Here is a 15,307-nt window from a genome sequence, read left to right as displayed (position 1 = left end):
GGGGCTTCATTCATGGGACAACCTGCAGCGAAAAAAGGCGACCGGATTCTGGCGACGGATACACATATCGTGATGCTTCCAGCCGGATCGGCTCTCGTTCCGACACCCTTGCCCCATCCCTTCACGGGAATTCTGGACGGTGCGCTGAGCACGAATGTCAAGATTATGGGGCAGCCGGCAGCCACCATGGATTCTACGGCCACGAATACGCCGGCCCATGTTCCGCAGGGAGGCCCGTTTCAGAAGCCTCCAACCAATAAGGGGACTATCAGCGCCGGAAGCACGACGGTATTTATCAACGGGAAAAAGGCTGCTAGAAACGGTGATCCGGCGCTTGTCTGTAATGATCCGGCCGACCTTCCGGTAGGGAAAGTGTCTGCGGCGGGAACGGTCTTAATAGGAGGCTGAGAGATGGAAGTTGTAGATTTTTTGGGACGGGGCTGGACGTATCCGCTCGCTGTCCAGCGGGGCAGTCTCCGATCCTCCGGTGGAGAAGACTCCATCCGGGAATCGATCATTCTGATTCTGTCAACGGCCCGCGGCGAGCGGGTCATGCGGCCCGATTTCGGCTGCAGACTGAATGAGCTGGTGTTCTCGCCCAATACCATGAGCACCGCAACCTTGCTGCGAAGCTTCATTGAAGAAGCCTTGCAGAACTGGGAGCCGCGCATTGAAGTGGACGACATTACGGTTACCCCGCGCTCGGACCGCTCCGAGCTTGAGGTGTCCATTGACTATTCGATCAGGGCCAGCAACAGCAAATATAATCTGGTCTATCCATTCTTCCTTGAAAGCGTGGGGAAATAATGCCAAACCAAATGCCTATTATTGATAAACGGGATCAGGAACAGCTGGTTCCCGAGCTACGACGTTTAATCTACCAATACTGCAGCCGGGAATGGACGGATGTGCCGGAGCTTGAGGCAGACAAGAAGGCAGATGCGCTGGTCCATATCTTCACCGGGATGATGGGCAAAGTGATCAGCCGGCTGAATCAGGCGCCTGCGAAGAACTTCACCTCCTTCCTGAATCTGATCGGCATTCATCCTACTCCGCCCCGTGCTGCCAAAGTTCCGCTGCTCTTCCGGCTGAAGCCGGATTCGGGCAGCTATAACACGGTTCCGGCCGGAACCCGGGTATCCGCCCAGCCGGAGCAGGGGGCGGAGGTGGTTTTTGAGACAGACAAGGATCTGACCGTCATTATGGCGCAGCCGGTCCGGGCGGCGAGTCTCGATCCGGAGGAGGACCAGTGGAGCAATCAGGATGAGCTGCTTGCCGGGGGACCTGCCGGCAGACCTGCCCGGCTATTCAGGGGCGATTCTACAGTAGTCCACAGATTGTATCTGGGGCATACAGAGCTGTTAGGATTCCAGGAAGCGGGCAGCAGCTTATCGGTCTATTTCAACAAGCCTGATGCAGCTGCGCTGAGCAAGGCCGCGCCAGGGCAGGACAGAACCGGGAATCTGCTGAACCATATGGACTGGTTTTGTTTCGATGAAGAAGGGAATTCTGTGCAGCTGTATCCTTCCTCGATAGCCGAAGCGGAAGAGGAAGAGAATGCTCTGTGGAGGGCAGTGGTCCGGTTCGACCGGCTGACTGGCGTGCATACGAAGACGCTGGCGGGGTACGGATCGTCCGGGACGCTACGGGAATGGCCGGGCAAATGGATCTTCGCCGAGCTGAAGAAGCCTATAACCGCCGGAGTGCTCATGCCAGATATCGAAGATATCCGCCTGGAGCTTAACGTGGTGAGTCCGCAGCCGCTCCCGCCGGATGTGACGGTGAATAACGGGAACCTGCTGGATATGGGCAAGGATTATTATCCGCTGGGGGACAAGCCCAGAATCAACGATACGTTCTATATCGCCTGCGGCGAGGCCTTCTCGAAGCCGGGTGCCCGGATTACGCTGAGGGTGGAGCTGTCAGAGCCGGAGATCAGCAAGCTGCCGGACACACCGTATGTGAGACTTGGCTGGGAATATTGGAACGGGCAGGAATGGCTTGCGATCACCGGTCTTGAGGAGAGAACGGACGAAGGAGGTGCAGCTGATGGCGGCGCTGCCCTCCGTGCGGTCAGCAGTCTTACTGCCAGCGGAACGCTGAGCTTCGTCTGTCCGGGTATCCAGAAGCTGACGCTGGGCGGTGAAGAGCAGTACTGGGTCCGGGCCCGCATCACCGGAGGGAATTACGGCGAGGATGCGAATTACGAATATCAGGATGAAGAGGTCAAGCTTGGGGAGGGAAGCATCAATGTAGCCAAGCTCAAGGTGACCCAGGCGACTTACGCGCCGCCCTCCATCCGTAAGCTCAGTATTGCCTACAGCTACACGCTGGAGGCGCACCCGCAGACCGTACTCACAGAGAATAACTTCAGCTTCGCCGACAGGTCGGCGGCCTGCCGGAACGAAGGCGAGTATTTCAAGCCCTTCTATCCGTGCGCTGAGACGGAGCCGACCTTCTATCTGGGCTTTGACCGTGATATCAGCGATCTGCCCGTGTCGCTCTTCTTTCCGCTAACCGGTGAACAGCTGGGGCGTCCGGTGGTTGCGTGGGAGTATTGGGACGGCAGAAGATGGCTGACGCTCAGCGTGAATGATGAGATCAGAGGCTTCACCCGCAGGGAGATTCTGCAGTTTGCCGTGCCGGGAGATATTGCGAAGCGGCCGCTGTTCGGTACGGAGCAGTACTGGATACGTGCCCGGCTGGATGAAGGCCGGTTCGAGATTGTCCCGCAGGTGGATGCCATTCTCGCTAATGCGGTCTGGGCCCGCAATTCCAATACCGCTGCGGGAGAGCTTCTGGGCTCCAGCAATGGTGAGGAGAATCAGATCGTTCAGTTGTCCAAGATACCCGTGCTGCCCGGCCAGCTTCTTAAGGTCCGGGAAGCCACCGGTCAGGGGGCATGGATACCGTGGGAGGAAGTAGATACATTCTCCGTATCCTCTTCAGATTCAAGGCACTATATGCTGGACAGAAGCACCGGAATGATCATGTTCGGGGATGGACGGAGCGGCATGATTCCGCCTATGGGCACTGACAACATCCTATGTGACTACAAGCATGGCGGCGGGGCGTCCGGGAATGTTGCTGCAGGCTCGGTATCGCGCATATGGGACAGCTACAGCTGGCTGGATTCCGTAACGAATCCGGTGGCGGCGGATGGCGGCTTCGATCAGGAGGAAGCGGAGAAGGCCGAGCTTCGCGGGCCGCATACGCTGAAGAGCTGGAACAGGGGCGTAACCGCTGAGGACATGGAATGGCTGGTGCGTGAAGCGATGCCCCAGATTGCCAAGGTGAAATGTCTCAGTGCTATGAACCGGGAGCTGGAATTTACCCCGGGTAGGGCTACCCTGATCGTGGTACCTGAGACAGATGATCCGAGACCGGTCCCGAGCCAGGAATTGCGCAGTGAGATTGAAGCCTATCTGTGTGAACGGATCTCAGCCCCCCTGAACACCGCCGAGCCGGGGATTGAGGTCATTGGCCCGGACTATGTCCGCACTGCTGTGGAGGCAACCGTAGTCTTTACCTCTCCGGACCAGCGGAAGGTAGCTGAGGGCCGGATCATCGATAACCTGAAGCAGTTCTTTCATCCGCTTAAAGGCGCAGACGGGAACACGGGCTGGGAGCTGGGACAGAACCTGTATGTCTCCGAGGTCTATGCCGTGATTAAGCAGACGCCGGGTGTTGACTATGTATCGGATGTGCTCGTCAAGGCTTCCGTGCAATGCTTCACGCTGAAGCTGGAGCCGCTTGAGAACGGGCCGTATAAGCCCCAGGCCGCCTATCCGAAATACAGCCTGGTGCGCTCTGAGGACAACGCGCTTCAATTTGCCCTTGCTGAGCCGGTGGAGGCCGGGGATGAAGTGAAATCGCTGGTGATCAGAGGATTCAAGGAGAACGGAATCATCACGCTCCGCTACAGATCCCGGAAGCCGGTAGAGCTGATAGTCCTCTCCATCGACGGTGACATGCTCGAATGCCAGACCCTTGATGAAGAACCGCTTGCAGAGAGCTATCCCGAGGGCAGCGATCTGGAATTTGGACTCACGGATGATCTGACGGTCCGGACGTATATCCTCAATAGGCTGGAATCGGGATTGGTAACCTTTGTGGTGAAGACCGCGGTATTCGAGGAGAAGGATATTGTCTTCCTGAGCCGGACGGATGAATACATCAATACCACGCCGCTCAAGATCCGCACCATCGGCAGCGGCAATATTCATCTGGAAGAGGACGAGCTGATCTGCGGCGGGCTGCATCTGGTGAACAAGCCTCAGGAGCATCTTTTTCCATATCTTGTGGATAAGCGTGCTGGCCTGCTGCATGATCTGACCGCAACTACGGCAGCGTGCGGGCTGGAGGATATCCGCATGGAAGAGCGGAGGTATCTGACGGGGCTGTCCGGTATACCGGACACAGTGGCGCGGTGTCCGTATTGTAATGCCTTGGAGCCGTAACTACAGAAAGGAGGAAGAACCTATGCCGCTTCCAGTATTGAAGCTGGATGATCTTGGCTTTGACCAGCTTGTGGCTGACGCCACTGCGCTGATTCCGCTCTACGATCCGGAATGGACGAACTATAATCCCTCCGATCCCGGCATTACGCTGGTGGAGCTGTTCGCCTATTTCACGGAGATGGTCCTCTACAGGCTTGACCAGGTGACCGATGAGAGCAAGCAGCAATTCCTCAAGCTGCTGGGTATCACCCTGGAGGACGGAGAGGCATTGGCCAGCGGAATATCCCGCGGAGCGAAGCAGTTCTCCGAATGTTATAGGGCTGTGACGGCAGAAGATTACCAGCTGCTGGCGAGGCAGAGCCTGCTGGATATCCCGGGGATTCGGAGCACGTATCCCGACCTTGCGGTCCGAACGCTCTGTCTGATTAATACGGATATGGAGAACGGCACCGGGCGGAATAAAGAAGCCTTCGGGCATGTGTCGGTGGTTCTGGTGCTCCAGACTGCGAATCAGCAGGATCTGCGCAGGGACATGACGGAGATCAAGCAGCAGGTTAAGGCCTTCCTGGAGAAGAGCAAGCTGCTGACGACCCGTGTCCATGTCGTTGAGCCTGATTACCGGGACGTTGTGATCGAAATGACGGTTGCCGCCGGGAATCAGAGCATCGGGAGTATCGTGAACGATAGTATTGTACAGTTCCTGGACCCGGTTAACGGGGGAGAGCACGGACAGGGCTGGCTTCCGGGGAGGAAGCTGTACGCCTCGGATCTGTATCATCTGGTAGAGGGAATCGCCGGCATTGATCATGTCACCAGCGTGACTCTGGACTCGCCCGACCTGCTGCCATTCCAGTTATTTAAGCTGAAGGACCTGAAGATTGAGGTGGAAGCATGAGCAATACAGACGGGTACAGTTATGTGGAGTATCTCCCCCGGGTGTTCCAGCAGAAATCGGGGGAGTCCGATGAACAGTTTTTTCTGGGACGGTTCCTGAAGGCCTTCGAAGCCATGCTCTCCGGCAATACGGGGACGGAAGGCGCGGAATCTGTGGGAATGGAGGCCTTGCTGGACGGATTGCATCAATACTTCGATCCGCAGACGGCTCCCTCACAGTTTCTGCCCTGGCTTGCAGGCTGGGTGGGCCTCCAGTTGGCCGGAGGCGTAGAGTATGACGGTGAGGAGGATAACCTGGAGCGCACGCTTGCCCCTACGCAGATTCTTCCGCTTGCGGACACACGCAGCACCGTTAACCGCAAGCTGATCAGCAGCATCGTCCAGCTCTACAAGAAACGCGGAACCCTGGGCGGTCTGGCCGAATATTTGCAGGTTCACGCCGGTGAAGAGGCGGCCATCCGTATCTATAGCTACGAGGAGCCTGTCCGTCTCGGTAATGCCCGGCGTATAGGCATCAATACGATGGTTGGGGCGGCCGAGCCGAGCTACTTCTCCGTCCATATCATCCTCCCGGCGTACAGCCGGAGCCTGCTGCAGCAGAAGGTGCGGAATCTGCAGGAGGTGATCCGGAAGGAGCGGCCCTTTTACACCAATTCCAGCTTGAATATTGAAGTCCCGTCTATGCGTCTGGGGGTCTATGGGCGTGTGGGGATGGAGACCTTAGTCGGGGGTATGACAGAGCAATAGAGATTATAGACCGGGAGGCAAGCGAATCATGGGAAAAGAATTAAGAAGAATGAGCTACTTTGACGGGCTCTTCCTGAACGCTGAGGATTATAAGCTCGATCAGGAGTTTCACCTGCGCCTGCAGCGTCTGCATAACCGTTATCTGCATACCTGGGGAATTGTCTGCGGGCTCAAGGTACTGCCCTCGGCGAAGCCGGGGGAATCCATGAAAGTGAGTATTGCGGAGGGGCTTGCCCTGAATCTGGTGCTGGTCAAGAACGGTGACAAGTATGAGAGCATCAGCCAGGAAATCCTGATCTATGAAGGGCATCCGGATAATCCGGTCAACCTCTCCGAGTATAACGCCAATGAGAATATCTACATCTGGGTCAGCTACGAAGAGGTGGGGGCCGAACGCAGCATTGAGCGTGGTCAAGGGGAACAGATCCATATCTGGGAACGGGGAAAAATCAGTCACGGAACCACTAAGCCTGAGGGTACCGATACGATCCTTCTGGCCCGGGTGGTTCCCCGCACAGAAGGGGCAGGCATTACCATCGACAGTACATGTATTTACGATTACGACAGTGATGCGGCCCGGACGCCCTTAAGAACCTATGCCGGTGCCGCTGGCAAGAAGCTGGTCACGGAGAAGCTGGTGATCCCGGTTCAGAGTGAAGACAGCATGGACAGCGCGGGGCTGAGTGAAGCCGTTCTGGCAGCGATGCCGTCTATGACTACACTTCAGGCCGGTAAAGTGCTGGAGATCAGAGCTCCCGAGACCCGCTTCACCGGGGCTATGAGTGTGGCCGGAGCGCTGACAATTGAGGGCGAGCTGATTCTGAAGAGCAAGGACAAGGCCCAGAGCGAGATGCGGATTATGAACAGCTTCGTTGAGGTGAACAGCCCCAACACGGATGATCCGAACTATGTATTCCCCGGTGCGCGTGATGGCGGCCTGGAAGTATACCGGGGCGACGGGGGCAAGCATGATGCACGGATTGTCTGGGTGGAGGAGGATAAATGCTTCAAGGCCGGGCTCGGCAACGATCTTAAGACCATTGCCTACGGCAATGAGTGGGACAGCCTGATCAAATCTGAATTCGCTGATCTGCTGCATCGGCACAGTAAGCTGTCTTCATCAGCAGGCCAAAGCTTCGGCTTCACCGGGGCGGGCAAGCTGTACAGTGATGCTGATCTTGCCCTGCAGGACGACAGAATCCTGCTGCTGAAAGGAACGAACCCGGACACGGTTGACCATTCGCATGGTCTGGGCTGGTTCGGAGCCGGGAAACCCTTCGCTGCGGCAGAGGTGGATGGTCCGGTAGTATTCGGCGGCAGCGGCGGGGCCCTCGGAACCCGGACGGTTAACGCCGACGGCTCCCGCACAGACAAGCAGGCGCTCTCCTGGAATAAGAACGGCTATGTCGGCATCGGCCCGCAGAAGGTACTGGAGGATTCGCTGGATGTCGAGGGCAGCGTACGCCTGCTCAGCGGCCGGAACCCGCTCCGCTTCACCTCCGCCTGGACGGGCTTTCCCGACAAGCAGATGAACGGTGCGGAGATCTGTAACGATACTACAGATTACAAGGCGCTGATGATTGTCGGCAACAACTCTGCCGGGCAGAAGCGAAAGGTCGCCATCTGGGACCGGCTGGATGTGAACGGATTTCTGTATGTGAACGGGACAATGCAGGCCTCCCAGGAGATTATTCCAAGCACGGGGAACGGGGCGCACAGCGGTATTATATTCCCGGCCAATCCGGGCGGAGGCGGGTCGGATCAGGCGTGGATTAAGTACTATCCCCGTACAGGTGAGGATTGCACGCTGGAGATCGGCACCTCCAATGACAGGAGTGATCATATCTCCCTGATCGCCTCCGGCAATGTGGGCATCGGAACGCTGGAGCCAGCCGATAAGCTGGATGTGGCCGGGGAGCTGCGTATCCTGAGCGGCCAGAATCCGGTCCGCTTCACCTCTGGCTGGACAGGCTTCACAGGTCAATCGCCCAACCATGCCGAGATCAGTAACGATACTACGAACTACAATTCATTGATGATCGCGGGAAACGGGAAATCAGGAGTCCGCAGAGTCTCTATCTGGGATAACCTGGATGTGAATGGCTCCTTGCAGGTGAAGGGGGGCGCCTATATTGGCGGCGACCTTGAGATCAAAGGCAGTATCAAGACAGAGGTATTCAACTTCGCCGGCAAATTCAAAAAGCTGGATGTGGCTGAGGAATTCGCCGCCGTTGTACGCTGCGCTGATTTCTACATCGGTTATCCCGGACGCCGTGGGGCTCCCGGCCGGGCGCTGGTCGACAATGGCAGCCATCTGGTGCTCAACTACGGCAACGACTGGTCCTATGCTTCTGTCCACAGCAGCCTGGAAGTGAGAAATGCCCTGATCCCCAGCGCAGGCAGCGGCAACAACGGGATTATCTTCCCGTCCGATCCCGGCGGCGGCAGCGGCGACTCGGCCTGGATCAAGTACTATCCGACCAGCGGGGAGAACTGCGTGCTGGACATCGGAGTTTCAAATGATGCCGGCGACCGCATCTATCTTCATGCCAGCGGCGGGGTCTATGCCAACGGCAGCATGTACTGGTGGTCTTCGCGCGAGCTGAAGGACAATATTGCCGACATTCCGGTCAAGGAAGCGAAGCAACTGCTGGACGGGCTGAACCCGGTCTCTTTTAAATACAAAGGAGGCACCAAGCCGAAGACCCTCGGCTTCATTGCGGAGGAAGTACCGGCCGTTCTGGCCGATCCGGAGCAGCGGGCGATCAGCGGGATGGATATCATTGCTGTGCTGACCAGCGTGATGAAGGATCAGCAGAAAGCGATCACAAGAATGCAAAAACAAATCGACACCCTGCAGGGTGCCTAAACCTTAGGAGGATGAACTCATGAAAGAACAATTAGAAGCACGCATGAACGAACTGAAGGCAGAGCTTGAAACCGGGCGGCAGATGATCCAGGAGCTGGACGAGAAGCGTACCAATCTGGGATATACCTTAACACGCATCAGCGGGGCCATTCAGGTGCTGGAGGAGCTGGCTGCCGCAGAAGAGGAGTCCGTTCAGGCCTAAGCAAGCTGTAACTATGAAGAGCCGGGAGGAGTGGGATTGTGCCAAAGGATATGAAACGCATGAATTATTTCAACGGGCTGCTGCTGAAGGAAGAGGATCTGACGCTGGATCAGAATTACCATAAGCGTGTGCGGCAGCTGCACAACCGTCATTTTCATGATTGGGGAGTCGTGGATGGTCTTAAGGTCACCATGCGGGACGGGATAACCGTTGAGATCGCTCCGGGCTTTGCCCTCAACCGTGTCACCGACCCGGAGCACAATGAGGAGATCAGCCAGGAAATTATGGTCAGTGACGCTCACCCGGATCGGGTGATTAATCTCTCCGGGTACAGCACTTCGGATCAGATCTATATTTCTATCAGCTATAAGGAAAAGCTGACGGATACAGATCTGCTCAAGGGCGGAGGCAACCCCATCCATGTGCTGGAGCAGGCGAACATTGATATAAGCTCCCGGAAGCCCGCAGATGTACACCAGAATATCCTGCTGGCCCGTGTGAATCTGAAGCATTCCCAGGACGGGTCCTTAACGATCGGCGGGATCTATGAGACGGATGTAGACGGGTCTCAGCTGGTGACCAGGGCGGCAGGCGGGACGGTGCTTAAGGCAGATCAGATCATCATCGGCAAAGAGAAGAAGCCTGAGACGCCCTTCCTTAGCAATTCGGAGGAACTGGACGGTGAGGCAGGGAGCCGGCTCAATGTTCACGCTGTGCTGACTGAGTTCACTGGCGATATCAAGGCGGGAGCCATCAGCACTTATGGAGCGGTGGATATAGACGGCACGCTATCAGTAACCTCGGGCAGCGCAGCGGTGTTCAAGGTGAATGAGTCCGGCGATCTGGAGGTCTCCGGCGCGTCCACTATGGAGGGGCCCCTCTCCGCGAAGCAAGGGATTGAAGTCAGCGGAGGAATGGCGGTGCTGGACGTTCCGCAGGTTATCATCGGCGGAAGCAAGGTTACCCTGAATCAGAATGCCGCTGAAGAAGACCGGATGGGCCTTGAGATCCTGCGCAAGGATCATTCCAGTGCCAAGCTGCAATGGGATGAGAAGAATGAGAGCTGGATGATCGGAACCGAAGCGCTGGAGGGTGACAAGGCCAGCGGCATGTTCAAGGTTGCTTACGGCGCAGACTGGGAGCAGCTGCATCACGGCGCGAATGCGGACAGCTTGCATAGCCACAGCCAGCTGAATGCTGCGGACGGCAAGCCGGCACTACGTACGGACGATTCAGGTACGGTCCTGGTTGACCGGGGGATGAGTGTATCCGGTACACTTGTATCCCGGCAGGATGGCTTGGAGGTCTTCCGGGGAGCCACGCTGCCCAATGCCAAGATTGCCTGGAATGAAGCCGCGAAATCCTGGCAGACCGGCACTGCCAATGGGGATATGACCAATATTCCTGACGGGAAGCAGTGGGAAGAGCTGACCGGCGGCAACCGGAACGCAGATGCTCTGCATACCCACAGGCAGTTCCATAACGAAGACAAGAGCCTGCTTGCGCTGGAGATTGGTGCCGACGGCAATGTGAATATCCCCCATGAGCTGATGGTCGGCGAGACCCTGACCGTGAACAAGCTGATCGTCCGGGAAGAAGAGGTGGTGATCCGGAAGGTCGAGCAGGAGGTGGCGGACAGCTTCCTGACGGTCAATAAGGCGGAAGATCACACAGCTCTGGGCAACAAGGGAGGGCTTGATGTCTACCGGGGCAGCCAGCTTCCGGCAGCGCGCATGGAGTGGAACGAAGCAGAACGCAAGTGGAAAATCGGGCATGAAGGCAGTATGTCCGACATTCCCTACGGGAACAAATGGGACTCGCTGACCAGCGGGTCTGTGGCGGATGCTTCCCACAAGCACAGCACACTGAGCACACCATCCGGCGGAACGATTCTGTCGGCTGACGGGCAGGGAAAGCTGTCGGCATCCGGGAATCTGGAGCTCGGCGGTACCTTGCTAGCCAAGGGCAGTACAACGCTGAAGTCCGATCTGAGTGTCGGAGGCTCGGCCACGATTGAAGGCAATTTGACGGTCAAGGGCACCACTACCTTCGTCAAAAAGGAAGATCTGGTGGTAGTCAGCAACCGGATTGAGCTCAATAAATTCGAGGGGAACAGCTCCTCCCTGAAGCAAAGCAGCATTGAGGTCTACCGGGGCAAGCTGAACCCGAGCGCCAAGCTGCTCTGGGACGAGACGGATGGCAGATGGAAGCTGGGACTGGGCGACGAGCTGTCCAATATTGCCTACGGGAGCAATTGGGACGCATTGACCGGAGGGGTCAGCTCGGATGCCGATGGCCTGCACCGGCACAATTCCCTGAGCGATAGCGCGGGCAACACGGCTGTCCAGGTTACTGCAGATGGTGATATTGAAATGATCAATGATGCTGAGGTGCAGGGCTCCCTGACCGTCAATAACGGGGCGGAGGTCAGCGGAGGTCTGGCGGTTCAGGGCCTGGTTAAGGTAGATGGCAACCTAATCGTCAAAGGCACCACGACAACGCTTAACCGTGAAGATCTGGTCGTCACTAATAACGTCATTGAGATCAACAAATTCGCAGGGGATACCCCGCCAGCCACTGAGAGCGGTATTGAAGTGTTCCGGGGAGAAGCGCAGCCGCCTGCCAGAATGTTCTGGAACGAAAGCGAGCGGAAGTGGAAGGTGGGTATCGGGAATTCTCTGGAGAATGTCGCCAGCGGCAGCTCCTGGGACAAGCTGACACAGATGGCGAGTGCAGATGCTCTGCATCTCCATAGTCAGCTGTACAACCCGAAGAGCGACATCCTGGCACTCAGCGCCAGCGCCGAAGGGGATGTGAATGTTCACCATGACCTGACGGTGGGCGGTCATCTGACGGTAGCCGGAGATCTGGAAATCCGGGGAGCCTCCGCCAGAATCGCCTCAGATCAGCTGGACATCGGCAGTCCCTGGATTACTGTCAACAAGGATGCCGGTACGGTCAAGTCGCTTGCAGGTGGCGGACTTGAGGTCTATCGCGGCGCGGATGAGAATCCGGCTAAGCTTGCCTGGGATGAGGTCAAGTCCCAGTGGCAGCTTGCAACACCTACAGATAGCGCGGCATTGGTAGTGGATACATCAGGCAATGTCCAGGCCTCCGGCGCAGTGAAGGCTGCGGGTGCCGCGATTACAGGAGCAGTGACTGCCGCTAGCGCGGCAATTGCCGGAACAGTGACGGTTGGAGACGGCATCGAGGTGCAGCAGGGAACCGAGACCAACGCGCAGATCAAGTGGGCCAAGGACCGCTGGAAGCTGGGTACTGCCGGTAGAACGGTACTCAGCCTGACACGCAGCGGCAAGATGGGAGTGGGTACGGATAATCCTACCGAGGTGCTGGATGTGGCAGGCAAGGCGGTCTTCCGGACAGAGACAGAGGTCTCTGGAGCGGCTTCCTTCTCAGGTAAGCTGACAGCTCATAGTGATGCTGTATTTGAAGGGTCAGCTTCTTTTAACAAAGGGATTGATGCAGCTGGTGCTGTGATTAGTAAGGATGCAGTTATCTCCGGGAATGTTACTGCCGGAGGGTTTGAAGCTCCGCGCGGTTTGAACAAAGACGGAATTCTTCAGCCGAATGCCCGGATCTACTGGAATAATGAGCAGAATGCCTGGTTCTATGGTGATGGGGTCACCTTCTCTGAATTCGGAACAGGGAAGGGCGGCCAGAACAAGCTGTTCAATTCGCTCGGTAACACGATCGCCCTGTTCTCGGATGCGAAGGGGTATGTCGGCATCGGAACCACGGTTCCGCTGGCGCTGCTGGATGTTAGAGCAACTGGCGGAGACAGCTTGTTCAGTGTAACCAAAAACGGAGAGGTCGGCATCGGAACCTTAAGCCCTGACCCTAAGTCCAAGCTTGATGTTCAAGGGAATACAGTAATCCGCGGGGAGCTTAGCGCAGTCAGCGCCGCCATATCCAAAGATCTGACCGTGAACGGCAATCTGACGGTGAATGGCGACATTGTGACGATCAATGCGGCTACGCTTGAGGTTGAGGACAACATTATAAGAGTTAACAAATATGATCCTAAGATTGATCACATTGTCCAAAATGCCGGTCTGGAGGTATTCCGCGGCGGGACCGCTCTTCCAGCCCAGCTTCTATGGGATGAGACCGCCGATGAGTGGCTGGCCGGAGTCTCGAATACCCTGAAGGCTATTGAGTTCAAGGGCCATACCCACCCCGAGTATGCTTCACTGTCGGGAGCGATCACTGTTGACGAAGGCAATGTCGGGATTGGCACGGATGCCCGGGCTGCTAAGCTGGAGGTCAAAGGGAATGCCGTTGTCAGCGGATCATTGACGGTTACAGAGGCTTCGCTAAGCGGCGGCTTGGCAGCAGCAAGTGCAAAGATCAGCGGCCTGGCTGCACTTAAGGATGTCACGGTCAGCGGAGCTTTCACCGCACAGGATGTCACGGTCAGCGGAGCTTTCACCGCACAGGATGCCACGGTCAGCGGAGGCTTCACTGCACAGGACGCCACCGTCAGCGGAGACTTCACTGCACAGGACGCCACCGTCACCGGAAGTCTTACGCTAGGCCATGGGATTACAGTGGACAGGGGAACGGATCAGAAGGCACAGCTGCTCTGGGATGAAGCCCAGGATGTCTGGACGGCGGGTATTGCAGGAAGCATGAAGCAGCTCTCCTACAGCGGCCATACGCACGAGGAGCTGTCGGAGCTGACCGGAGTGCTGAAGATCGCCTCCGGAAATGTCGGAATCGGCACCGCAGCGCCAACATCCAAGCTTGAGGTGATCGGCAATGCGGCTGTGTCCGGCCGTATAACCGTTGCTGACGCGACAGTCAGCGGAACGTTAACGTCTAAGCGCGCCAACGTCAGCGGCGTATTAACGGCTACGGATGCCGAGGTAAGCGGAACGTTCTCCGCGAAGGACGCTGCAGTTACGGGCAGCCTGACTCTTAGCCAGGGGATCGATGTGGGCAGGGGCACAGGCGCCAAGGCGCAGATCGTATGGAACGAAGCACTGGCTGAATGGCAGCTGGGACTTGCGGGCAGCCTGAAGCAGCTCGCTTACAGCGGTCATACGCATCAGGAGCTTACGGATCTGAACGCTGTGGTGAAGGTGGCTTCCGGTAATATCGGGATAGGCACCGCCGCACCAGCCGCCAAGCTCGATGTGAACGGCAATGCCCTAGTATCCGGGAAGTTAACGGTCACTGACGCCGTTGTGAACGGTTCGTTAACCGCTAAGGACGCAATGCTGAGTGGCACAGCCGAGGTGAAGGAGGCTACGGTCAGCGGAACGTTGAATGCAAAGAAAGCTGTAATCAACACCTTATTAACGGCTGCAGATGCCGAAGTGACTGGATCGTTCACTGCTAAGGACGTCACAGTCAGCGGCGCGCTGTCAGCGAAGGACCTGACTCTCAGCGATACACTAAACGTGAAGGATGCCATAATCAGCGGAAGCCTGATGGTCACCCAGGGGATCGAGGTTGCCCGTGGCAAGGATAAGAACGCACGGATTCTCTGGGATACTGCGGCTAATGTATGGCAGGCGGGCATTGAGGGGAGTATGCTGAATCTGGTCACCCAGGATTCAGTCTATGATGAGCTTGTCCAGGTTGCAGGTGCATTAACGGTAGATTCCAGCAGCAATATCGGAATTGGCAAAGCTCCGGCCGATGATTACAAGCTGGATGTGGACGGCAATGTGAGGGCAACGAACTTCGCGCAGACCTCCTCCCGGACCTACAAGGAGAACATCGCCAGCCTGCCGGTGAAGAAGGCGCTGGAGCTGCTGAACAAGCTGAAGCCGGTGACCTTCAACTACAAGACAGAGAACGGAAAAAAGCAGAATATCGGCTTCATTGCCGAGGATGTGCCGCAGATTTTCTCCACTGCCGATCATAAGTCTGTAGTGCTGATGGACATCATCGGCGTACTGACCACGGTAGTCCAGAAGCAGCAGAAGGAAGCTCAAGACATGCGCAAGCAGGTCAATGAACTTAAGGTTCAGGTCACGGCCTTGGCAGGCGCTTAATTGCAATAAATCCTCAGTGTACAAGGTGAAAAAGCAGCTCCTGCAGCGAATATGCCGCAGGAGCTGCTTCATTTGGCAGGGTCTTCTAAGGGGGACCTTGGATTAGGGCTGT

General features: G+C 56.9%; 8 protein-coding genes. All 8 read left to right on the top strand.

Going from position 1 to position 15,307, the window contains the following annotated elements:
• The first annotated feature begins 12 nt into the window (after nucleotides 1–12).
• From NST69_RS18215 to NST69_RS18180, 8 genes are read left to right on the top strand one after another with little or no spacing between them, the layout of a single operon-like run.
• A complete protein-coding gene (locus NST69_RS18215) occupies nucleotides 13–408 on the top strand; it encodes a PAAR domain-containing protein (RefSeq protein WP_036733366.1) in 396 nt (131 codons plus the stop codon).
• A 3-nt stretch (nucleotides 409–411) separates the two neighbouring features.
• Complete coding sequence (locus NST69_RS18210; protein ID WP_036733369.1) at nucleotides 412–807, top strand: GPW/gp25 family protein; 396 nt, start codon at nucleotides 412–414, stop codon at nucleotides 805–807.
• Nucleotides 807–4,460, top strand: a complete 3,654-nt coding sequence (locus NST69_RS18205; protein WP_342546729.1) for a putative baseplate assembly protein — start codon at nucleotides 807–809, stop codon at nucleotides 4,458–4,460. The genes NST69_RS18210 and NST69_RS18205 overlap by 1 nt, the downstream gene beginning before the upstream one ends.
• A gap of 22 nt (nucleotides 4,461–4,482) precedes the next feature.
• On the top strand, nucleotides 4,483–5,355 hold the full coding sequence (locus NST69_RS18200; RefSeq protein WP_340951953.1) for a hypothetical protein: 873 nt from the start codon (nucleotides 4,483–4,485) through the stop codon (nucleotides 5,353–5,355).
• Entirely contained in the window at nucleotides 5,352–6,101 is a 750-nt protein-coding gene (locus tag NST69_RS18195) for a phage tail protein (RefSeq protein WP_342546728.1), read from the top strand. Before NST69_RS18200 ends, NST69_RS18195 begins: the two co-directional genes overlap by 4 nt.
• Nucleotides 6,102–6,129: 28 nt before the next feature.
• Nucleotides 6,130–8,970 carry a tail fiber domain-containing protein gene (locus NST69_RS18190; RefSeq protein ID WP_340951957.1) on the top strand — a complete coding sequence of 947 codons (2,841 nt, stop codon included), beginning with the start codon at nucleotides 6,130–6,132 and terminating at the stop codon, nucleotides 8,968–8,970.
• 19 nt (nucleotides 8,971–8,989) lie between these two features.
• Nucleotides 8,990–9,172 carry a hypothetical protein gene (locus tag NST69_RS18185; protein WP_036733381.1) on the top strand — a complete coding sequence of 61 codons (183 nt, stop codon included), beginning with the start codon at nucleotides 8,990–8,992 and terminating at the stop codon, nucleotides 9,170–9,172.
• A 38-nt stretch (nucleotides 9,173–9,210) separates the two neighbouring features.
• Nucleotides 9,211–15,195: a tail fiber domain-containing protein gene (locus tag NST69_RS18180; protein WP_342546724.1), complete on the top strand. Its 5,985-nt coding sequence runs from the start codon at nucleotides 9,211–9,213 to the stop codon at nucleotides 15,193–15,195.
• Nucleotides 15,196–15,307 lie beyond the last annotated feature (112 nt).

The sequence above is a fragment of the Paenibacillus sp. FSL P2-0089 genome, assembly GCF_038595095.1.
Lineage (GTDB): Bacteria > Bacillota > Bacilli > Paenibacillales > Paenibacillaceae > Paenibacillus_AQ > Paenibacillus_AQ silagei.
The sequence above is the reverse complement of the archived record's forward strand: the minus strand, read 5'-3'. Positions and strand labels throughout refer to the sequence as shown.